The organism is Streptomyces sp. WAC03905, assembly GCF_057371075.1.
On the sequence record NZ_JBXYDZ010000003.1, the window covers coordinates 4550650 to 4572783 of the forward strand.

Sequence of the window (22134 nt, forward strand, 5' to 3'; positions counted from 1 at the left end):
CGCGCGGGAACACCCCCCGCGGCGGCGGCCGTTCCTCACGCCCCGTCCATCTCGGCGGCCAGGTGGGCGGCCAGGGCCACGGCCGTCGGGTGGTCGAAGGCCGCCGTGGCGCCCAGCCGCACACCCGCCTCCGTACCGAGCCGGCCGGACAGCTCCAGCGCGGTCAGCGAATCCAGGCCCAGCTCCCAGAAGTCGCGGTCCGCGGCGACCGCCTCCGCCCCGGAGTGGCCCAGTACCTCGGCCACCCGCCGGCGCACGATCTCGACCAGCTCCGCCCGCCGCTCCGCCGCCGGCAGTCCGCGCAGTGCCTGCCGCGGGGACTCCGCCCCCGCGGAACCGGCCGGCGCCGTCCCGCCGCCGACCGCCAGGCCCCGCAGCAGCGCCGGCAGGCGGCGCCCGTCGCCCCGCAGCGCGGCGGGTGCCAGGGCGACCGGCGCGACGATCGCCCCACCGCCCGCGCAGGCCGCGTCGAACAGTGCCAGGCCCTGCTCCGCCGAAAGCGGCGCCAGGCCCGACCGGGCCATGCGGGCCAGGTCCGCCGCGGCGAGGCGGCCGCCCATCCCCGCGCCGCCCCACAGCCCCCAGGCCAGGGACAGGCCCGGCAGGCCCAGGTCCCGCCGGTACCGGGCGAGGGCGTCCAACTGTGCGTTGGCGGCGGCGTAGTTGGCCTGCCCGGCACCACCCAGCAGGCCCATGACGGAGGAGAACATCACGAACGCCCGCAGCGGCGCACCCGCCGTCAGGCGGTGCAGGTTCAGCGCCGCCGTGGCCTTGGCCTCCAGGACCCGCTCCAGTCGGCGCGGGGTGAGTCCCGCGATCGTCGAGTCGTCGGTGATCCCCGCCGCGTGCACCACGGCCGTCAGCGGCCGGTCGGCCGGTACGTCCGCCAGTACGGCCGACAGCGCCGCGGCGTCGGAGGCGTCGCACGCCACGACGGTGGCCGAGGCCCCCAGGTCCGCCAGAGCGGCGACGAGCCGTCCGGCCCCCGGGGCCCGCGGCCCGCTGCGGCTGAGCAGCAGCAGGTCACGCACCCCGTGACGGCGCACCAGGTGCTCGGCCAGCAGGGCGCCCAGGGCGCCGGTGCCCCCGGTGACCAGCACCGTGCCGGGGCCGTCCCACGCGGCCGCGGCCGGCTCCTCACCACCACCGCCGCCACCGCCGCGGGTCAGGGCCGGGTGCAGTACGGCGCCCGCCCGGATCGCGGACTGCGGCGCCCCCGAGGCCACGACCGAAGCCAGGGCGCGCGCGTCGACCTCCTCGTCCGCGGCCACGTCGACCAGGACGAAGCGGCCGGGGTGCTCGGTCTGCGCGCTGCGCACCAGCCCCCACAGGGCGGCGCCGGCCAGGTCGACCACCCCGTCCTCGGGGGTCGCGGCCACCGCTCCGGAGGTGACGAAGACCAGCCTGCTGTCGCCGAGCCGGGTGTCCGTCAGCCACTCCTGGAGCAGCAGCAGGGTGCGCTGCGCGGCCGAGCGGGTCGCCCCGGCGGTGTCCGGGGTCTCGCCCCGCGCCGCCACGAACACGACGTCGGGAACCTCCCGCGCCGCGCCCAGCCCCCCGTCCAGGGCGAGCAGGTCCACGAAGGAGGTGACCGCGACGTCCCGCGCCTTGAACGCGGTGGCCAGGCCCAGGCTGTCGGAGCCCAGCACCGCCCAGCGCCCGCCGTCCACGGCCGCGGACCGGGTCCCGTCCTGCGTCCCCGTTCGTGTCCCCGTCCCCGTCTGAGGCTCCGTCCCCGTCCGCGTCCGAGGGGCCGGCGACCAGTCGACCACGAGCAGGCCGGCCGCCGGGTCGTCCCCGGCCGGCCGGGCCCGGAACACGACGGACTCCGCCGTCAGGACCGGCCGCCCGCGGTCGTCCGTCAGCTCCAGGGCGAACGTGCCCGCACCCGGCCCGGCCTCCAGCCGCACCCGGGCCGCTCCGGCCCCGGGGGCGTACAGCCGTACGCCGCGCCACACGAAGGGCAGCATGACCTCCCGGCCGCCCGCGTCGAGGGAGTCCACCAAGAAGGGGTGCAGCGCGGCGTCCAGCAGCGCCGGGTGCGCCGCGAACGCCGCCCCCGCGGGACGCTGGCCGTCCGGCAGGGCCACCTCGGCCCGCAGCACACCGCCGGAGCGCCGCATCGACCGAAGTCCCCGGAAGCCCGGACCGTACGCGAAGCCCAGCTCGGCCAGCCGCTCGTACGTGCCGTCCGGCAGTTCCTGCTCCGCGGCCGGGTGCACCACCGCCGGGGCGGCGGGCGCCGGTTCGTCCTGCGCCGCCGGAGCCTGCAGCAGGCCTCCGGCGTGGTCGGTCCACGGCTCCCCGCGGCCCGCCCCGGCCGGGCGGGAGTGCACCGTGACGGTGCGCGCGCCGTCCGGGCCGGGAGCCCCGACCTGGCAGCGCAGGTCCACCACCGTGCCCGGGGCCAGTTCCAGCGGGCGCCGCAGCACCAGTTCGGCGATCCCCGCGGCCCCGACGGCCGACCCGGCCCGCAGCGCCATCTCGACGAAGGCGGTACCGGGGACCAGGACCGTGCCCCCCACGACGTGATCGGCGAGCCACGGGTGGGTCTGCGTCGACAGCCGCGAGGTGAACACCAGGCCGTCCTGGCCGGGCAGTTCGATCTCCGCGCCGAGCAGCGGGTGGCCGCTCGACCCGATGCCAGCGGCGGCCAGGCTCCCGCCGGCCGGACCGGGCAGCGGCAGCCAGTACGCGGCGCCCCCGAAGGGGTAGGCGGGCAGGTCCACCCGGCGCGCGCCCCGCCCGGAGAGCACCCGGTCCCAGGCCACCGTCGTCCCGCGCACGTGCAGTTCGGCCAGGGCGCCGAGCAGCGTGGCCGGCTCCGGACGGCCCCGCCGGGCCGCCGCCGCCAGTACGGTGGCCCCCGGCTCGGGCAGGCACGCGCGGGCCATGGCGCCGAGCACGCCGTCGGGTCCCAGTTCCAGGCAGGCCCGTACGCCGTCCGCGTCGAGGGCGGTCATCCCGTCGAGGAAGCGCACCGGCAGGCTGACGTGCTCCACCCAGTACTCGGGGCCGCACAGCTCGGCGGCGGACACCGGTCGCCCGGTGCGGTACGACACGACGGGGATCCGCGGCGCGTGGTACGTCACCGACCGGGCGACGTCGGCGAAGCGCTCCAGCATCGGCTGCATGAGCGGCGAGTGGAAGGCGTGGCTGACGTTGAGGAGCTTGCCGCGCCGTCCCGACTTCCGGAAGTGGTGAAGGAGTTCGGTCACGACGTCCTCGTCCCCGGACACCACGACGGAGCGGGGGCCGTTGACGGCGGCGATGCCGGCGACGTCCTCGTGCCCGGCGAGCCGGCCGAGCACCTCGTCCTCGGGCGCGTGCAGCGCGGCCATGGCGCCGCCCTCCGGCAGGGCCCCCATCAGCCGGGCCCGGGCCGCGACCAGCGTGCAGGCGTCGGGCAGCGACAGCACACCGGCGACGTGGGCGGCGGCCAGCTCGCCGACGGAGTGCCCGAGCAGCCGGTCGGGGCGCAGCCCCCACGCCTCGACCAGCCGGAAGAGCGCGACCTCGAAGGCGAACAGCGCCGGCTGCGTCCACTCCGTACGGTCCAGCAGCGCGGCCCCGGCGGTGCCCTCCGGCGCGAACATCACGGGGCGCAGCGGGCCCTCCAGGAGCCCGTCGAGGTGTCCGCACACCTCGTCGAGCGCCTGGGCGAACACCGGGAAGGCCTCGTACAGTTCGCGACCCATGCCGGGCCGCTGGCTGCCCTGCCCGGTGAAGAGGAAGGCGAGCCGGCCCGGGGCGGAGGCGGCGGTGCCGCGGTGCACCGCGGCGTTGTCCGTGCCGTCCGCGAGGGCCGTCAGCGCCGCCGTGAACTCCTCGTGGCCGGTGGCGAGGACCACCGCGCGGTGTGCCAGGCCGGCCCGGCCGGTGGCCAGGGAGTGAGCGACGTCGGCCACCGCGGGCGGTCGGTCGCCGGTCACCGCGGCGCGCAGCCGGACGGCGCTCTCGCGCAGCGCGTCCTCGTCGGCGGCCGACAGCGGCCAGGCGACGGGCGTACCGGCCCCGGCCGGTGCGGCCGCCGGTGCGGCCGTGGGCGCCGGTGCGGGCGGCTCCTCGACGATCACGTGCGCGTTGGTTCCGCTGATGCCGAAGGAGGAGACGGCGGCCCGGCGAGGGGCCGCGGCCGCCGGCCATGGCCGGTGCTCCTGCAACAGCCGTACGCCGCCCGCCGACCAGTCGATGTGCGGGGAGGGGGTCGCGGCGTGCAGGGTGCGCGGGAGCAGGCCGTGGCGCATCGCGAGGACGGTCTTGATCACGCCGCCGACCCCGGCCGCGGCCTGGGTGTGGCCGATGTTGGACTTGAGGGAACCCAGCCACAGCGGGGCGTCGTCCGGCCGGTCCGGCCCGTAGGTGGCGAGCAGTGCCCCGGCCTCGATCGGGTCGCCGAGCACGGTGCCCGTGCCGTGGCCCTCGACCGCGTCCACCTCGTGCGGGGCGAGCCCGGCGGCGTCGAGTGCCGCGCGGATGACCTGCTCCTGGGAGGGGCCGTGCGGGGCGGTCAGTCCGTTGCTGGCGCCGTCCTGGTTGGTGGCGGTGCCCTTGACGACCGCGAGGACCGGGTGTCCGTGGCGGCGTGCGTCGGAGAGGCGTTCCAGCAGCAGCAGGCCCGCGCCCTCGCTCCAGCCGGTGCCGTCGGCGTCCGCGGAGTACGCCTTGCACAGGCCGTCGGCGGCCAGGCCGCGCTGGCGGCTGAACTCGGTGAACATCCCCGGGTTGGCCATGACGGTGACGCCTCCGGCGAGCGCCGCGTCGCATTCGCCGCGCTCGACGGCCTGCGCGGCCAGGTGCAGGGAGACCAGGGAGGACGAGCAGGCGGTGTCCACGGTCAGCGCGGGCCCCCGGAGGCCCAGGACGTAGCTGATCCTGCCGGATATGACGCTGGGTGCGGAGCCCGTGAGCAGGTGGCCCTCGGCGTTCCTGGGGGCCTCGTGCAGCGGGGGCCCGTAGCCGGAGGGCATGGCTCCGACGAACACGCCGGTGCGGTGGCCGCGGACCGACCGGGGGTCGATGCCCGCCCGTTCGAAGGTCTCCCAGGCCAGTTCGAGCATGATCCGCTGCTGGGGGTCCATCGCCAGGGCCTCGCGCGGGCTGATCCCGAACAGGGCCGTGTCGAATCGGGCCGCGTCCAGGAGGAAGCCGGCCCGGCGGGCGTACGTGGTGCCGGGGCGGGCGGGATCCGGGTCGTGCAGGGCGTCCAGGTCCCAGCCGCGGTCGGCGGGGAAGTCGGACATGGCGTCGCCGCCCTCGGTGACGAGCCGCCAGAGGTCATCGGGGGAGTCGACGCCGCCGGGGTAGCGGCAGGCCATCGACACGATGACGACGGGGTCGCCATCGTCCTCCCGCGCACCGCCGTCCTGCGGGGCGTCGGCGTCCTCCCGCGCATCGGCGCAGGCCGGTGCGGCGGGTGGGGACGCGGGCTCCTGCGGCCGGCCGCCGGCCAGCTCCCGCAGTCGCCGCGCGGTGGCGTCGGGCGTGGGGAAGTCGAAGAACAGGGTGGCGGGCAGCCGCAGGCCGGTGGCCTCGGCGAGGCGCCGCCGCAGCTGCACCAGGGTCAGGGAGTTGAAGCCGAGGTCGCGGAAGGCGCCGTGCGGGTCGACGTCCGCCGGCTCCGCGTGCCCGAGCAGCGCGGCCGCGTGGTCGAGTACGAGATCCAGCGGGTCCGCGCCGGACGGGCCGGCGGCCGCCGCCGCGGGCACGGCCCCGCCGGGCACGGGCTCGACGGGTACGGCCGGCCCGCCGGAGTCCCCGGCCGCGGGGCGCGGCCGGGTGCGCAGCCAGTGCCGGCGCCGCTGGAAGGGGTAGGTGGGCAGCGGGACCCGGCGGCCCCCGGCGGCCCGGGCCACCCCGGCCAGGTCCGCGGCGGCGCCGCCCGCGTGGGCCTCGGCCAGCGACAGCAGGAAGCGGTCCGGGCCGCCCTCGCCGCGGGCGAGCGTGCCCACCACGCCGACGTCGGTGCCGGACCCGGCCGGGCGCGACTCCAGGGTGTCGGCGAGCCCGGCGGCCAGCACGGCGTGCGGGCTGATCTCGACGAACAGGTCGAAGCCGGCGTCCAGAAGGGTCCGTGTCGAGCGGTCGAAGCGCACGGTGTCGCGCAGGTTGCGGTACCAGTAGTCGCCGTCGAGCGCCCGGGTGTCGAGGAACTCCCCGGTCGTGCTGGAGCAGTAGGGGACGCGGGACGCGCGGGGCCGGATGCCGCCCAGGGCCGCGCGCACCTCGTCGGCGACCGCCTCGACCTGCGGGGAGTGCGAGGCGTAGTCGACCGGAAGGGTGTGCGTACGGACGCCGGCGTCCTCGCAGACCGCGCGCAGGGCGGCGAGGGCGCCGGGGGACCCCCCGGCCACGGCCGACGAGGGGCCGTTGACCACGGCCAGGGCCAGCTCGCCCGGGTGGCGGGCGAGCAGCGGTTCCAGCTCCTGCGGGGACAGGGCCACCGACATCATCCCGCCGGTGCCCGCGAGGCGGACGATGGCCCGGCTGCGCAGGGCGACGACGCGGGCCGCGTCCTCCAGTGAGAGCGCCCCCGCCACGCAGGCGGCGGCGATCTCGCCCTGCGAGTGGCCGACCACCGCGTCCGGTTCCACGCCGTGCGAGCGCCACAGGGCGGCCAGCGACACCATCACCGAGAACAGCACGGGCTGGACCACGTCCACCCGGTCCAGCCCGGGCGCCCCCGGCGTCCCGCGCAGGACCTCCGTCAACGACCAGTCGGTGTGGGGCGCGAGGGCCGCGGCGCACCGCTCGACGGACGCCCGGAAGACCTCCGAGGTCTCCATCAGCTCCACCGCCATGCCCTCCCACTGCGAGCCCTGGCCGGGGAAGACGAAGACCGTACGCGCCGGGCGGCGGACCCGCCCGCGGAAGAGGCCCGGCGCGGGGCGGTCCTGCGCGAGGGCGTCCAGGCCGGTCAGGAACTCCCGCCGGGTGCCCGCCACGAGCACGGCCCGGTGTTCCATCCGGTCACGGGTGGCGGCCAGTGAGTAGGCCACGTCGGCGGGGGTCAGGCCGAGGTCGGCGGCGAATCGCTCGCCGAGGACCCGGGCCTGGTCGCGCAGCGCGGCGGTGCTGCGGGCCGAGAGCACCCACGGCACGACGGCGCCCGCGGCGCTCTCACCGGCCGGAGCGGCGGCGGACCGCGGCGGGGCCTGGCCGATGACCACGTGGCAGTTGGTGCCGCCGACGCCGAAGGAGCTGACCCCGGCCAGCCGCGGGCGGCTCCCGCCGGGCCACGCTCCGTGCTCCCGCTGGACGGCGAGCCCCAGCCGGTCCAGGGGCACCAGGTCGCTCGGCCGCTCGAAGTTGAGGCTGCGGGGGATCTCCCCGTGCCGGACGCTGAGGGCCGCCTTGAGCAGCCCGGCGATGCCCGCCGCGCCCTCCAGGTGGCCGATGTTCGTCTTCACCGAGCCGACCCGCAGCGGGCCGACGGCCTTGCGGCCGGCCGCGAAGACACCGCCCAGCGCCTCGGCCTCCAGCCGGTCGCCGCGCCGGGTGCCGGTGCCGTGCAGCTCGACGTAGCCGATGTCGGCGGCCGTGACGCCCGCCCGCCGCAGGGCGGCGCGGATGACGTCGCCCTGCGCGTCCGGGTTCGGCACGCCGAGCCCCTCACCGCGGCCGTCGTTGTTGACGGCGCTGCCGTGGATGACGCAGACGATCTCGTCCTCGTCGGCGAGGGCCCGGGCCAGCGGCTTGAGCAGGACCACGGCCGCGCCCTCGCCGCGTACGAAACCGTTGGCGCGGGCGTCGAAGGTGTAGCACTCGCCGTCCGGGGACAGCACCCCGAACTGCGAGGCGCGCACGGCGCTCTCCGGGATCAGGTTGAGGTGCACGCCGCCGGCGAGCGCGAGCTCGGACTCGCCGCGACGCAGGCTCTCGCAGGCCAGATGGACCGCGACGAGGGAGGAGGACTGGCCCGTGTCCACCGTCATGCTGGGGCCGGTGAGGCCGAAGAAGTGGGAGAGGCGGTTGGCGACGAGCGCCCGCTGCAGGCCGGTGAAGGCGTACGGGCCGATCGCCTCGGGTCCCTGCTGCGCGAGCAGGGCCTCGTAGTCGGCGGCGATGGAGCCGACGAAGACGCCCGCGGCGCTGCCGCGGACCTCGGACGGGCGCAGGCCGGCGTTCTCGAAGGCCTCCCAGCCCAGCTCCAGCACGAGCCGCTGCTGCGGGTCCATCGCCTCGGCCTCCAGCGGGGAGATGCCGAAGAACTCCGCGTCGAAACCGGCGACGTCGTCGAGGAAGCCGCCGCGCCGCGTGTTGACACGGCCCGGCCGCTGCGCGTCCCCGTCGTAGAACTCCTCGGCGTTCCAGCGGTCCGCGGGGACGTCCTTGACGGCGCTCGCCCCGTCCCGCAGGAGGCGCCAGAAGGCGCGTGGTCCGGCCGCGCCCGGCAGGCGGCAGGCCATGGCGATCACGGCGATCGGTTCGGCCGGCGCGTGCGGCTCCGGATGGCCGGCTGTGGTCCCAGGCTTGCTGCTCATCGCTCTCTCTCGTCCGCTCGTCCGCTCGTCTGTTCCGTCCGCCGGCCCGCCGCGTGTGCCGCCGCCCGCCGGTCAGTCCTTGAGGAAGTCCAGTACCCTGCCGATGACTTCGGGGTCGCCCAGGATCCGGCGGTGGCCGAGCTTGCTCGTGACGAGCAGCTCAGCCCGGTCGCCGTAGCTCGCGGCCAGCCTGCGGCCCTGGTCGACGCCGACCTCGCGGTCGTTCTCGTCGTGGACGACGAGGATCCGCGCCGTGACCTCCTCCGGCCGGTGGTCGGCGGAGAAGCGGTTCCAGACGTCCTGCTCGGGCGCGAAGAACAGCTCGGTGCGCCGGCGCAGCTCGGTGGCGAGCGCGGGGCGCAGGCCGAGCTGGCCGCAGAAGGTGTCCGGCAGCGACCCGAAGTCCGCCACGGAGGAGAGGGAGACGAGCCGCTCGGTGACGAGGCCGCGGCGGGCCGCCAGGTAGGCGGAGGTGCCGCCGAAGGAGTGCCCGATGACGGCGTGGAAGTCGCCGTACCGCTGCTGCATCGCCGTCATGACGGCGCCGTGCTCCAGGATGGTGCAGGTCGAGCCGCCCGACGAGCCGTGGCCGGGGGCGTCGTAGGCGACGGCGGTCAGGCCGAGCGCCTCGATGCCCGCGACGAAGCCGGCGAAGTTCGCGGCCCGCCCGCTCACGCCGTGCACCAGCAGGACGGGCTTCTCGCCGTTGCCCCAGCGGTAGGTGCGGATCTCGTGGCCGCCGACGGTGAGCGTCTCCTGCTCGGCGCGGTCGTGGACCTCCCGCTGCTCGGGCCGGACCGGGGTGCGGGGCGGCGCGCCGTGGAACAGCTTCCAGGCCGGGCCGCCGGCCGCCTTGACCGAGACGTACGACACGGCGTTGATGACGTTGCGTATGGTGCTGAGGGAAGCCATCCGGCTGCCTGCTTTCTCGCTGGTTCGGGACGGGAAGTGGGGGAACAGGCGCCAACACGACGCCCGTGGGCATCAGTTGACCTGACGCTCCCGGTCCTGCCAGAAACGGTCGCGCAGTTCCCGTCGGAGGATCTTTCCACTGGGGTTGCGCGGCAGCGTCTCGATGAACTCGAAACCGGACGGAATCTTGAAGTCGGCGACGGTGCCCTTCAGGGCGAGCACCAGCTGCCGCGGACTGACCTGGTGACCGGGCCTGACCACGACGAACGCGTGGATGGCCTCGCCCCACCGCTCGTCCGGGACGCCCACGACCGCCGCCTCCACCACGGCCTCGTGCCGGGCCAGCGCGTTCTCGATCTCGGCCGGATAGACGTTCTCGCCGGCCACGATGATCGTGTCCTTGATCCGGTCGCAGATGAACACGTAGCCGCCGTCGTCGAGGTAGCCGGCGTCGCCGGTGTGGATCCAGCCGTCCACGAGGGTGTCCGCGGTGGCCTCGGGCAGCCCCCAGTACGAGAGCATCCGCGACGGCGTGCGCAGGCACACCTCGCCGATCCCGCCCGTGGGCAGCACCCGGCCCGCCCGGTCGACGATCTTGGCCTCGAAGCCCGGGTAGGGCCGCCCGGCCGCCTTCAGCCGGGCCCCGCCGGCCACGTGCTCGTGCGGCGGCAGGCACACCGCGGTGTTCCCGGTCTCGGTGAGCCCGTAGATCTGGGCGAACTCGCAGCCGATCCGCTCCAGGCACTCCTGGAGCAGGCTCTCGGAGATGGGCGAGCCGCCGTAGACGATCTTGCGGAGGGTCGCGAAGTCGGCGGTGTCCGCGCCCGGTTCGGCCAGCATCATCTGCAGCATCGCCGGGACCAGGCAGGTGGTGCTGACCCCGTGCTCGCGGATCAGCCGCACCGCCTCGCCGCTGACGAACATCCGCATCGCGACGTTGGTGACGCCCGCGTTGAAGCCCTGCGTGGCCCACCAGAGGCCGCCGATGTGGAAACCGGGGATGCCGATGAGGCTGACGTCGTCCTCACACCAGTCGATCCACCCCAGGCCCTCGGACGCGAGGGCGTCGCGCACCTTGAAGAAGCTGCGGTGCGCGAGCACCACGCCCTTGGGCAGGCCCGTGGTGCCGCTCGTGTAGATCTGCGCGATCGGGTCGTCGGGTGAGGCGGACGCCTCCGGATCGGCGTCCGAGTGCCCCGCCTGCCAGGCGGTGAATCCGCTGCCCGGGCCCGCCGGGCCGTCGAGGGCGACGATCCGCACCTGCGAGGGCAGTTCGGCGGCCGCCTTGTGCGCGACGTCGAGGAACTCGTCCTCGACGAAGAGCAGCGCGGTCCCCGAGTCCCGCAGGATGTGGTCCACCTCGGAGGCCGTCAGCCGCCAGTTGATCGGGACCAGGACCGTACCGGCCTTCGCGCAGCCGAAGAGGATGTCGTAGTAGTGCTCCGACTCCTTGCCCAGGTACGCCACCCGGGAGCCGCGCACCGCCCCGGCGGCGTGCAGGGCGCGGGCCGTCCTGTTGCTGCGCCGGTGCAGCTCCCCGTAACCGACCTCGCGGCCCTCGCAGACCACGGCCGTCCGGTCCGGGCGTTCGGCTGCGTGGAAGGCCGCCGTACGGTCCAGCGTCTGCAACTGCGGGTGGTACATGTCCGGCTCCTCGCTCCTCAAGTCCACTGGTTGCCCTCCGGCCAGTACCGCCGGCCGCGTACGGGCGCCGGTCCCGGCGCCTGCCGCGGGGGTCCGTCCACGCCCTCCAGCAGGACGTGCGCGTTGGTTCCGGTGAAGCCGAACGCACTCACCCCGGCCAGCCGCCGCGGCGCGTCCGGCCACGGCTGCGAGGCCGTCGGCACCCGCAGGGCCATGCGCTGCCACGGGATCGCCGGGTCCGGCACGTCGAAGCCGGGCTGCACCGGGACCGTGCGGTGGTTCAGCGCCAACGCGGCCTTGATCAGGCCGGCCGCGCCGGACGCCGTCTCCAGGTAGCCGAGGGTGCCCTTGGCCGAGCCGACGAGCAGCTCGGGGGCGTCCGCCGCGTCCCGGCCGTAGACCCCCGCGAGGGTCTCCGCCTCGATCACCCCGCCCAGCTTCGAGCCGTTGGCCTGCGCCTCGACGTAACTCACGGCGTGCGGGTCGATCGCGGCGGAGCGCAGCGTGTCGGCGATGACCCGCCGCTGGCCCAGCGCGGACGCCGCGGCCATGGCGGGCCGGTCACCGTGCTGGTGGATGCCGCTGCCGCGGACCACCGCGTACGGGACGTCCCCGTCCGCCTTGGCGTCGGACTGCCGCTTGAGCACCAGCACCCCGCAGCCCTCACCCCGCACGTGCCCGTCGGCCGCCGCGTCGAAGGGCCGGCTGCGGCCCGTCGGCGAGACCATGCCCGCCTGGGCGAACACGGCCGTGGTGAACGGCGCCAGCAGCAGGTGGCAGGCGCCGACGACGGCGAGGTCGCACTCCCGGGCCCGCAGCGCGTGCGACGCCAGGTGCAGCGCGGTCAGCGCCGAGGAGCAGGCCGTGTCGACGGTGAGCACCGGCCCGCCCAGGCGCAGCCCGGTGGCGACGCGGGCCGCGGTGGCGCTCAGCGCGCCACCGGTGCCCATGTACGGGGACAGCCCCTCGGGCCCCACCCCGTTGCGCAGGCAGGCGTAGTTGTACTCGACGGTGCTCACCCCGGCGAACACGCCGACCCGCGCGTCGGTGCCGGGCTCCGCCCCCGCGTCCCGCAGCGCCTCGGCGGCCACCGTCAGCAGCAGCCGCTGCTGCGGGTCCATGAAGGCCGCCTCCTCCTCGCCGATGCCGAAGCGCTCGGCGTCGAAGAGGTCGATGTCCGCCAGGTAGGAGCCCTGGCCGAGCAGACCGGCCAGGTGGGCCAGGTCGGGCGCGGCCACGTTCCACCGGGGGCGGCCGGTGGAGTCGACGGGTATCCCGCCGGTACCGGCCACCACCCGGCCGTCCCGCAGCGCCTCCCAGTACTGCCGGGGGCTGTCCAGGCCGCCCGGCAGGCGGCAGGCGAGCCCGGTGACGGCGATGCCCTCGCTCTCGCGCAGCCGCTGCCGTGCCAGCATCAGGACCAGCTGCTTCTGGGAGAGCCCCGACAGGGACTCGATGTACTCCTTCACCGCGTCACAGGTCCATCAGGTCGGCGAGTTCGGCGTCGGCGTCCGCCTCGGACAGCTCCCGGACGTCCTTCGGCGCCCGGGGCTCGGCCGTCCCGTCGGCGGCCGGCGGGGCGATCTCCTGGTCCAGGTACTCGGCCAGCAGCAGGATCGACGGGTAGTCGAACACGATCGACGTCGGCAGCGGCACCTGGAAGCCCGCCTCCAGGGCGTTCTTCAGCTCGACGGCCACCAGGGAGTCGAGCCCCAGCTCGGTGAACTTCGCGTCCGCCGGTACGTCGTCCGCGCCCTCGAAGTGCAGCAGCACGGCGATCCGTTCCCGGATCAGCTCGTTGACCGTGGCCCGGCGCTCGGCCCGGGGCAGGGCCCGCAGCGCCTCCAGGTCGACGGTGCGCACCGCCGCGGCCGACGCCCGCGCCACCTCGCGGTAGAGCGCGCTGACCGCCGGACGGCCGGACGCGTACCGGTCCCAGTCGAACTCGCCGACGGTGACGTGCGACTCGCTGCCGCCCAGCGCCTTGAACAGGCACCGCGCGCCGTCCGTCGGCTTGAGGAACCGCATGCCCTGACCCTCGATGCCGCGGATCAGCTCGGCGCTGAGGTTCGCGGCCATGCCCACCTCGGCCCACGGCCCCCAGCCGATGCTGAGGCCGGGCAGGCCGGCCGCGGAGCGCCACTGCATCACCGTGTCGATGAAGGCGTTGCCCGCCGCGTAGTTGCCCTGCGCCACCGGTCCCAGCACCGAGGCCACCGAGGAGTAGCCCACGAGGAACGGCTCCTCGGGGAAGGTCCGCAGGACCCGGTCGAGCTGCCAGGTGCCGAACACCTTGGCCTCGAAGACCTTCTCGACGCATCCCCAGTCCATCGCCGAGATCGGCATGTCGGCCAGGACGCCGGCGCCGTGGAAGACGCCCGCGAGCGGCCTGCCGGACGCCTTGAGGTCCTCGGCGATGCGGAGCACGTCCTCGGCGCGGGCGATGTCGCCCTGGTGGGCGGTGACCGAGACCCCCTCGCCGAGGCCGGCCGCGATGGCCGCGGTCCGCTCGGCGGACACGGCCCGCCGGCTGACCAGGCCGATGTGCCGGGCGCCCAGGGCGACCAGGCGTTCGGCGGTGACGGTGCCGATGGCGCCCAGACCACCCGTGATCAGGTAGGTGGCGTCCGGGGTGATCTCCACGGGCCGGGCCGGGCGGTCGCCCGACGGGCCGAGGTCGATGACGAGCTTGCCGATGTTCGCCCCCCGGCTGAGGACCCCGAACGCCTCCTCGATCTCCTCCAGGGAGTACGTGGTCGTCGGGACGGGCCGGATCTCCTCCCGCTCCAGGAGGCCGGCGACGGTCTCCAGGATCTGCTTGTTCACCGCGCGCAGCTCGTGCTCGGGGAACTCGCTGAGGTCGAAGTTGTGGTAGGCCACGTCCGGACGCGCCTCGCGCGCCTGCTCCGCGGACCAGATGCCGATCTTGCCGAGCTCCACGAAGCGCCCGCCCCGGCCCAGGGCCCGCATGCCCTCGGCGATGTACTCCTTGTTCAGGCTGTTGAGGACGATGTCGACGCCCGCCCCGCCGGTGATCTCCATGATCCGCCCGGCGAACTCCGGGGAGCGGGAGTTCAGGACGTGCTCGACGCCCTGGGCGCGCAGCAGGGCCTGCTTGCGCGGGCTGGCCGTGGCGATGACCTCGGCTCCGGCGAGTTTGGCCAGCTGCACCGCGGCCTGGCCCACCCCGCCCGCGGCGGCGTGCACCAGCACCTTGTCGCCGGCCTTGATGCCGGCCAGGTCGTGCAGGGCGTAGTACGCGGTCACGTACGCGGTGGCCAGACCGGCCGCCTCGGCGAAGCCGACGTTCGCGGGCTTGCGCACCGCCATGGCCGACGGCACCGTCACCCGGCGCTTCATGCACCCGAGGTGGCTGAGGACGACCTCGTCGCCCGGGGCGAACTCGGCGTCCGGGCCGGCCGCGAGGACCGTGCCGGAGCCCTCGAAGCCCAGGGGCAGCGGCTGGTACGGCACGCCGGTGTCCTCGGCGTGCTGCTTGAGCAGGCCGAGCGCGTTGAGCACGTCCTTGAAGTTGAGGCCCGCGGCGTGCACCTGGACCTGCACCTCGTCCCCCTGGGGGGCGACGTCGGCCAGCGGCACCGGCCTGATGTTGGCGAACTCGCCGTACTCGGTCACGGTGAGCTCGAAGTTGTCGTCGTCCGCGGCGGCCGGCTCCACCGGGCGCAGCCGGCGCACGTGGCGGTTGCCCGCCCGGTAGCCGATCTGGAACTCCTCCGCCTCCGCGGCCAGCCACTCGTCGGCCAGCGACGGTGCGTCGCCGCCCTCCGGCAGGTCGACCAGGGTGACCTTGTACGTCGGGTACTCGCTCCACAGGGAGAGGCCGAAGCCCCACAGGGACGAGGCGGGCACGGCGCCGGCACCCGGCGCGGGCACGTCGCCCGGCAGCCGCTGGGCGCCCTCCGTGACGAGCCACAGCCGCTGTTCGCGGCCGAAGCCCTGCTGCTCCAGCGAGGCCAGCAGCGCGAGCAGGTCCCGGTAGTTGGCCTCGGACTCGGCGCGCAGCCGTTCCTCGGTGACCGGGCCCGGCTGGGCGCGCCAGAACCATGCGACGTCGGTGGGACGCCCCGCCAGGCCCTGGGCCGCGCGGGCCGCGGAGCCGGCGTCCGGAGCGAAGGCCAGGGAGACGTCCGCCGCCTCCAGGTCGTGGACGGCCCCGGCGAGTGCGCTCTCGTCCCGGCCGACGACCAGGATCCGGCGGGCTCCCTCGCTGCCGCGCCGCACCAGCGAGCGCTTGGTCCAGCGCGGGGTGTGGAAGAACCTGCGGCGGGGCCCGCCGGCGGTGTTGGCCACCCGCTTGAAGCCCAGGTCGCGCACGACGAACAGCGGCCGGTCACCCTCCAGCAGCACCAGGTCGGCGGTGAGTTCGCCGTCGGCGCTCTCCTCGCCGGTGATCCGCGCCAGGCTGCGCAGGGCGCCCTGCTTGGGCTTCTTCAGCAGCTGGAAGGTGCCGAACGCGACCGGGAGGTAGGTGTGGCCGTTGTCGAGGACGGCCGCGAGGGACTGGATGACGTTGTCGAGGACGGACGGCGGCATGTGCTCCACCGCGCCGGCCGCAGGCCCAGGAGCTGGGCGACGGCCACGCCGTCGCCCTCGCGGGACAGCAGCTCGATGCGGCGGAACTCGGGTCCGTACTCCAGACCGAGGTCGGCGAAGTCGGCGTACAGGTCGTCCGCGCGGCGCGGGGCCGAGCCGGCCCGCCGGTGTCGGCGGCGGCCCGGGCGGACAGCTCCGCCGCCGCCTGCTCCAGCTCGGGCAGCGGGGTCCAGCCGGCGGCGATCCGGGCGACGGCGTGCCGCCGCTCGATGGCCCGGCCGGCGCCTTCGACCCGGCTGACGATCTCCACCTCGGCGCCGCCGTCCGGCTGCTGCGTCAGGCGGGTGCGGACCTCGGTGGGCCGGTCCTCGGTGAGGATCAGCGGTTCGAGGATGTCCACGCCCTCCAGCGGCCGGCCGGTCTCGCCGTACACGGCGTCCTGGAGGGCCAGCAGGATCTCGACGTAGCCCGCTCCGGGGAACACCACCTGGCCCATGACCACGTGGTCGGCGAGCTCGGCCGGGCGGTCGGGGGCGAGGGTCGCGGCGAACTCCCGGACACCCCGCTCCCGTCCGGCGGGGTCGGTGACCTCCTGGCCGAGCAGCGGGTGGTGGACGCGCGAGGCGTCGGCCACCAGCTCCTTGGAGTGCCGGACGCCGTTGATCGGCAGCCAGTAGCGCTTGCGGTCGAAGACCGTGCGCGGCAGCGGGACGCGGCGGTGCGGGCGGCCCGCGTGGTAGCCGGCCCAGTCGACGTGCAGGCCGGCCGCGTAGACGTCGGTGAGCGCCTTGCGGGCCGTGGAGCCGGCGGTGTCCTGGGCGCCGGTGCTCGCCACCCACACGTGGTCGCGGGCGTCGAGGATGCGCCGGCCCAGGCCCAGCAGCGTCGCGGCGGGCCCGACCTCGATGAAGGCGTGGCGGCCGCGGGCACCGATGGTGGCCATCCCGGCGCTGAAGTCGACCGGCTCGCCGATGTGGCGCACCCAGTACTCGGGGGTGGCCAGTTCGGCCGGGTCGGCCACCGCGCCGGTCAGGTTGGAGACCAGGGTCAGCTCGGGCACCCGGAAGTCGATCGTGGAGACGACCTCGCGGAACGCGTCGAACACCTCGTGCATCAGCGGCGAGTGGAAGGCGTGCGAGACCGGCAGAGTCTTCGTCCGCACCTCGCGGGCGGTGAGCGCGGCGGTGATCTCGGCGAGCGATGCCGTCCCGCCCGAGATCACGCACTGGCCGGGGGCGTTGAACGCGGCGAAGGAGACGTCCTCGTACGGTTCCAGCAGCGGCGCCACCTCCTCGGCGGCCGCCGTCACGGCGACCATGCCGCCGGGGGCGGTCACCGACTGCATCAGCCGGGCGCGGGCGGCGACCAGCCGCACGGCGTCCTCCAGCGAGAACAGGCCGCCGATCGCGGCGGCGACGACCTCGCCGATGCTGTGGCCGATCAGGACGCTCGGCTCGATGCCCCAGCTGAGCCAGAGCTTCGCGGTGGCGTACTCCAGGGCGAACAGCGCCGGCTGCGTGTAGCGGGTCTCGTGGATCACCTCGGCGTCCTCGGCGGTGCCCAGGACGAGGTCCTTCACCGACCGCCCGACGGCCTGCGCGAACAGCGTGTCGCAGGCGTCCAGGTGCTCGCGGAAGACCGGGTACGCCTCGTACAGGGAGCGGCCCATGCCCGGGTACTGGGAGCCCTGCCCGGTGAAGAGCAGCGCGACCTTGCGCAGGTCGGAGGCGGCCGCGGGGGCCTTGTCCAGCAGCGCCTCCAGCTCGGCGCGGTCACGGACGACACCGGTCAGCCGGGTGCCGAAGTGGGCGCGGCCGATGTTGCCGGTGTAGCAGAGGTCGGCGAGGTCGGCGTCCGGGTTCGCGGCGAGGAAGGCGCGGTAGTTCTGCGTCTGGAGGGCCAGGGCCTTCTCGCCCTTGGCCGAGAGGGTGAAGACGTGCTCCGCGGGCTCCGACGGCTCCGGTGCGGGGTGCGCACCGCCGGCCGGTGCGGGCGGCTGCTCCAGCACGGCGGAGGCGATGGTGCCCTGGAAGCCGAAGGAGTTGATCAGGGCGCGGCGGACCGGCGCGGTCCAGGCGCGGCCCTCGTGCGGCACCTCGACGGGCATGGTCGCCCAGGGGATGTGCGAGGAGGGCTCGTCCGCGTGCAGGTGCGGGTAGATCTCGCCGTTCTGCAGCTGGAGCGCGGCCTTGACGACGCCGCCGATGCCGGCGGCGGCCTCCATGTGTCCGATGTTGCTCTTGAGCGAGCCGACGACGAGCGGCGCGTCCGCGGTGTGGGAGCGGGAGAACACCCCGTTGATGGCGCCCATCTCGATGGGGTCGCCGAGCGAGGTTCCGGTGCCGTGGGCCTCGACGTAGGAGACGTCGCCCGGCTCCAGCACGGCCGCGCGCAGCGCGGCCCGCATCACCTGCTCCTGCGCGGAGCCGTTGGGGACGGTCAGGCCGCCGCTCTCGCCGTCCTGGCGCACCGCCGTGCCGCGGACGAGGGCGATCACGCGGTCGCCGTCGCGCAGGGCGTCGGACAGCCGCTTGAGGACGACCATGCCGCAGCCCTCGGCGCGGCTGTAGCCGTCGGCCGAGTCGTCGAAGGTCTTGCACGTCCCGTCGGGCGAGAGCATGCCCGCCTGGGAGAAGACGATGTGGTTGCGCGGGTGGTGGATGGCGTTGACGCCGCCGCACAGCGCGATCTCGCACTCGCCGCGCCGCAGGCCCTCGACCGCGAGGTGCAGGGCGACCAGTGAGGAGGAGCAGGCGGTGTCGATGGCCATGCTCGGACCGCGCATGCCGAGGAAGTAGGAGATGCGGCCGGCCGCGACGCTGTGGGCCGTGCCGGTGCCGACGTTGGCGTCCAGCTCGTCGTAGGCCAGGTCGTCGATCTCGATGGTGTAGTCGACGCAGCTGATGCCGACGTAGACGCCGCCGTTGCCGCCGCGCAGCGCGGTCGGGTCGATGTTCGCGTGCTCCAGCGCCTCCCAGGCGGTCTCCAGTACGAGCCGCTGCTGCGGGTCGATGTACTGGGCCTCCTTGGGGGAGATGTTGAAGAAGCGGGGGTCGAACCGGTCGATGCCGTCCAGGAAACCGCCGCTGTGCGGAAGGATCTTGCCCTTGGCGTTCTCGCCGCCGGACGCGAACTCCGCCACGTTCCAGCGGGATTCGGGGATGGGGCCGGTCCCGACCCCGCCGGCGCGCAGGAACTCGGTGAAGCCCTCGGGGGTGTCGTTGCCGCCCGGGAAGCGGATTCCCGCCCCGACGATGGCGATGGGCTCGTACTTCTCCAGCATCAGCTCCTTGAGGAGCTGCTTGTGCTGCCGGAGAGCCTCACGGGACGCCTCCAGCTCATCCTGCTCATGGGCGGGCGTGTTGGGCACGGTCTTTCCTCCAGATCCGGCAGGGCCGCGAGGGCCCTGCCGGAGAGACGTGGTCAGGCCTGGTAGAGGTCGCTCAGCAGGTCGTCGACCAGGGACTTGCGCAGATCGGGTGCGGCGGGCGCGGCGGCGGTCGCCGGGCCGTCCACCGGCGCACCGTCCAGGGGCTGCGTGAGCAGGTGGTCCAGGAGCCGGTCGACCGTCGGGCTGCCGAAGAGCACGGACGTGTCGATCGTGACGCCGAGACCGGCCTCCAGCCGCTGCTTGATCTCGGTGGCGCGCAGCGAGGTCAGGCCCAGGTCGAAGTAGTTCTCGTCGAGCGGAACGGTTTCGTCCCCGGTCATCAGCAGGGCCGTACGGAACTCCCGGACCACGAGGGCCTCCAGTTCCGTCCGCCACTCCGACCGGGGGAGCCGCCGGAAGCGGTCGGCCGCACGGGGGTCGATGGTCATCGTTGCACCGCAGTCGTCGGATGGGTGATGGCGATCTTCACTTCGCCGTGGCAGTTGCCGCCGCTCTCGTCCCAGTACCGGCAGGCGGTGTGGACGACGAGCAGCGGCTCGCGGAGGTCGCTGCCCTCCCACTCCACGACGTCCAGGATCTGGATCTCGCCGGAGAAGTGGCGGCCGCGCATGGCCCGCTTGAAGGTGCTGCGGAAGTCGGTGATCAGGAAGTCGGCCAGCTGCCGCTGCCAGTAGTCGTCCATGGACCAGTGCGCGAAGGACTCCAGGAGCCCGTCCTGCACCGACTTCGCGATGACGTAGTACAGCATCTGGTTGTAACAGATGTTGAACTCGACGGAGTTGAAGTGCCCGGTGTCGTCGATGTAGCACGACTCCGGGATCTCGAACTCGCAGCGGGCCGAGACCAGCCCGGCCGGCCCGTCACCCCCTACCGCCACCTCGCACGACTTCAGGTACTGGCAGTGCTCCCGGTAGGGCTTGAGCACCCGCGCCAGCAGTTCGGTGTCGGTCATGATCAGTAGCGGATCGGGATGGCCTTGGGGGCGCGGATGAGGTAGGCCTCGCGCCACTGGACGGAGTCGGCGGGCGCGGCCAGTTCCAGGTTGGGCAGGCGGCGCAGCAGGGTCTCGATGGCGATGGCGATCTCCATGCGGCCCAGCTCCGAGCCGGGGCAGTAGTGCGGGCCCTGGCCGAAGGCGATGTGCGTGAGGTTGGGCCGGTCGAGGTCGACCTCGTCCGGGTTCTCGAAGCGCTGCGGGTCACGGTCCGCGGCGCCCATGGAGCACAGGACGACGTCACCCTTCCTGATCTCCACGCCGCCGATGGTCATGTCCTCGGTGGCGAAGCGGCGCACACCGGTATGGGCGGTGCCGTACAGGCGCAGCAGCTCCTCGACGGCGTCGGGGATCTGCTCCGGATTGGCGCGGAGCCGCTCCAGCTTGGGCCGGTCGTTCAGCAGGGCGAGCATGCCGCCGCCGATCATGCCGACGGTGGTGTCGTAGCCGCCGAGCAGGACCATGAAGCCCAGGCCGATCAGCTCGTGGTCGTCGAGGTGCTTGCCGTCGTCGTCCGTCCAGGCGATCCAGTCGGAGAAGATGTCGTCGCCCGGGTTGGTGCGCTTGTCGTCGATGAGCCGCTTGAGGAAGCCCAGCATCGTGGCGCCGGCCTCGCGCACGACCTCGGTGTTGATGCCCAGCATGGAGTCGGTCCAGTACTGGAAGTTCGCGCGGTCCTCGTCGGGGACGCCCATGATGTCGCCGGTGATGGTGATCGGCAGGGGCAGGGCGATCGCCGTCATGAGGTCGGTCTCGCCGGACTCGCCCATCGCGTCGATGTAGCCGTCGGTCAGCTCGGCCACGCGCTTGCGCAGGGCGCGCACGCGCTTGATCGCGAACGACTTGTTCATGAACTTGCGCAGCCGCATGTGTTCGGCGCCGTCTTCGGTGGCGACGGTCTTGGTGCTGAACTCGGCCGGGAGGGGCAGGGTGCGGTAGTCCTCACCGGCGTACTCGATGCTGCGGACGAGCCGCCGGTCGGCGAGCGCGTCCCGCGTCTCCTCGAAGCCCGTGACCAGCCAGGCCGGGAAGCCCTCGGGGGTCATGATGCGGTGGACGGGCCCCTTCTCGTGCAGGGACGCGTAGGTCCCGTAGGGGTCGTTCATGTACTGCTGGTCGAACACCTCATGGGCAACCGGGCACTGGGGAGCGGTCATTCTTCACCTCTGTAGAGCGGGACTCGTGGGGCCGGCGGGAGCGCGTACCGCGTCAGGCGCCGAGGCCCTCGTAGAAGGGGTACTGGTCGTACACGGTCACGCGGTGCGAGACGGCGGGCTCCGGCGTCGCGGTGTGCAGGGCCCGGTGGACGAGGCTGCGGTTGTCCCAGACCAGGAGGTCGCCCTGCTCGAAGGTCTGCAGGTGGATGTTCTCGTGCTCGAACGTGTCGTCCAGCTGGCCGCTCGCCTCCAGGAGGGCGGTCAGCAGGGACTTGTCCAGCGGGTTGCCGTCCGCGTCGATCAGACCGGTGGTGAAGCCCTCGCTGATGTAGAGGACGGTCTCGCCGGTGGCGGGGTGCTTGAAGGCGGTCGGGTGGGGCGACGGGGGCGTCTTGGCCTGGATCTCGTCGACCAGCTCACCGACGGGACGGTAGACGTCCTCGGGACGGATCTTGAAGTAGCGGCTGACGTTCTGGACCGCGCGGGTGCCCTCGACGGCGTGCTTCAGCTCGTCGGACAGGCCCTCGTAGGCGCGGCCCATGTCGATGAAGAAGGTGCCGCGGTTCTTCTTGGGGACGACCTGCGGGTAGATGAGGGTCAGCCCGAAGGGGTTCGGCATGAACTGGTAGTCCGCGTGCCAGAACTTGCCGGTCTTCGGGACGCCGACCTGGGTGCCGTCCGCGCTGGCCACGTTCGAGGACACGAAGATCTCGGAGACCTCCGGGTGCTGGTACATGGGCTCGTAGTACGTCTCCACGGTGCCGAGGCGGCGGCCGAGGTCGGCGAATTCCGGGGAGGAGAGGTGCTGGTTGCGCAGCACGACGATCTTGTCGCTGTACACGCGGTTCTTGATCTCTTCGAAATCCGCTTCCGTGGCGGTGGTGAGATCGAAACCCTCGACGGTTACGCCGAACTTCTTGTCTTCCTGGCGGAGAATCTTCACGAGAACCTCTCTCGGTGGTCAAGTCGCGCTCGGAAACGAAACTATCGGCGGCGGCT

Annotated in this window: 9 protein-coding genes and 1 pseudogene; all 10 read right to left on the reverse strand. The window is 74.1% G+C overall.

The genetic code is table 11. From position 1 onward, the window contains the following. Window positions 1–35 precede the first annotated feature (35 nt). The 10 genes and pseudogenes from AC2RP6_RS23150 to scoE all read right to left on the reverse strand — a co-directional run bounded on the left by AC2RP6_RS23150 (window position 36) and on the right by scoE (window position 22078). Window positions 36–8483, reverse strand: a complete 8448-nt coding sequence (locus AC2RP6_RS23150) for a type I polyketide synthase (protein ID WP_486447923.1) — start codon at window positions 8481–8483, stop codon at window positions 36–38. Window positions 8484–8555: 72 nt separating this feature from the next. Next, window positions 8556–9395: an alpha/beta fold hydrolase gene (locus tag AC2RP6_RS23155; protein ID WP_486447924.1), complete on the reverse strand. Its 840-nt coding sequence runs from the start codon at window positions 9393–9395 to the stop codon at window positions 8556–8558. A gap of 72 nt (window positions 9396–9467) precedes the next feature. Then, on the reverse strand, window positions 9468–11039 hold the full coding sequence (locus tag AC2RP6_RS23160) for a long-chain-fatty-acid--CoA ligase (protein ID WP_486447925.1): 1572 nt from the start codon (window positions 11037–11039) through the stop codon (window positions 9468–9470). A 17-nt stretch (window positions 11040–11056) separates the two neighbouring features. Further along, window positions 11057–12508 carry a beta-ketoacyl [acyl carrier protein] synthase domain-containing protein gene (locus AC2RP6_RS23165; RefSeq protein WP_486447926.1) on the reverse strand — a complete coding sequence of 484 codons (1452 nt, stop codon included), beginning with the start codon at window positions 12506–12508 and terminating at the stop codon, window positions 11057–11059. 4 nt (window positions 12509–12512) lie between these two features. Continuing rightward, entirely contained in the window at window positions 12513–15593 is a 3081-nt protein-coding gene (locus AC2RP6_RS23170; protein ID WP_486447927.1) for an SDR family NAD(P)-dependent oxidoreductase, read from the reverse strand. Window positions 15594–15945: 352 nt separating this feature from the next. Beyond that, a pseudogene (locus AC2RP6_RS23175) lies at window positions 15946–18876 on the reverse strand (type I polyketide synthase); the annotation flags it as partial. 140 nt (window positions 18877–19016) lie between these two features. After that, window positions 19017–19412: an acyl carrier protein gene (locus AC2RP6_RS23180; RefSeq protein ID WP_486447928.1), complete on the reverse strand. Its 396-nt coding sequence runs from the start codon at window positions 19410–19412 to the stop codon at window positions 19017–19019. Beyond that, window positions 19409–19936, reverse strand: a complete 528-nt coding sequence (locus AC2RP6_RS23185; RefSeq protein ID WP_486447929.1) for an FcoT family thioesterase — start codon at window positions 19934–19936, stop codon at window positions 19409–19411. Before AC2RP6_RS23185 ends, AC2RP6_RS23180 begins: the two co-directional genes overlap by 4 nt. A 2-nt stretch (window positions 19937–19938) precedes the next feature. Continuing rightward, the gene (locus AC2RP6_RS23190; protein WP_486447930.1) at window positions 19939–21135 is read right to left on the reverse strand and encodes a cytochrome P450 family protein; all 1197 of its coding nucleotides are present in this window, start codon (window positions 21133–21135) and stop codon (window positions 19939–19941) included. A gap of 52 nt (window positions 21136–21187) precedes the next feature. Further along, a complete protein-coding gene (scoE, locus tag AC2RP6_RS23195; RefSeq protein WP_486447931.1) occupies window positions 21188–22078 on the reverse strand; it encodes a (3R)-3-[(carboxymethyl)amino]fatty acid oxygenase/decarboxylase in 891 nt (296 codons plus the stop codon). Window positions 22079–22134 lie beyond the last annotated feature (56 nt).

What these genes read in the sequence shown, in the direction of transcription:
- AC2RP6_RS23155 (WP_486447924.1), bottom strand. Translation starts at nt 9,395, where the DNA reads ATGGCTTCCCTCAGCACCATACGCAACGTCATCAACGCCGTGTCGTAC.
- AC2RP6_RS23185 (WP_486447929.1), bottom strand. Translation starts at nt 19,936, where the DNA reads ATGACCGACACCGAACTGCTGGCGCGGGTGCTCAAGCCCTACCGGGAG.
- AC2RP6_RS23180 (WP_486447928.1), bottom strand. Translation starts at nt 19,412, where the DNA reads ATGACCATCGACCCCCGTGCGGCCGACCGCTTCCGGCGGCTCCCCCGG.
- AC2RP6_RS23170 (WP_486447927.1), bottom strand. Translation starts at nt 15,593, where the DNA reads ATGCCGCCGTCCGTCCTCGACAACGTCATCCAGTCCCTCGCGGCCGTC.
- AC2RP6_RS23190 (WP_486447930.1), bottom strand. Translation starts at nt 21,135, where the DNA reads ATGACCGCTCCCCAGTGCCCGGTTGCCCATGAGGTGTTCGACCAGCAG.
- AC2RP6_RS23150 (WP_486447923.1), bottom strand. Translation starts at nt 8,483, where the DNA reads ATGAGCAGCAAGCCTGGGACCACAGCCGGCCATCCGGAGCCGCACGCG.
- AC2RP6_RS23160 (WP_486447925.1), bottom strand. Translation starts at nt 11,039, where the DNA reads ATGTACCACCCGCAGTTGCAGACGCTGGACCGTACGGCGGCCTTCCAC.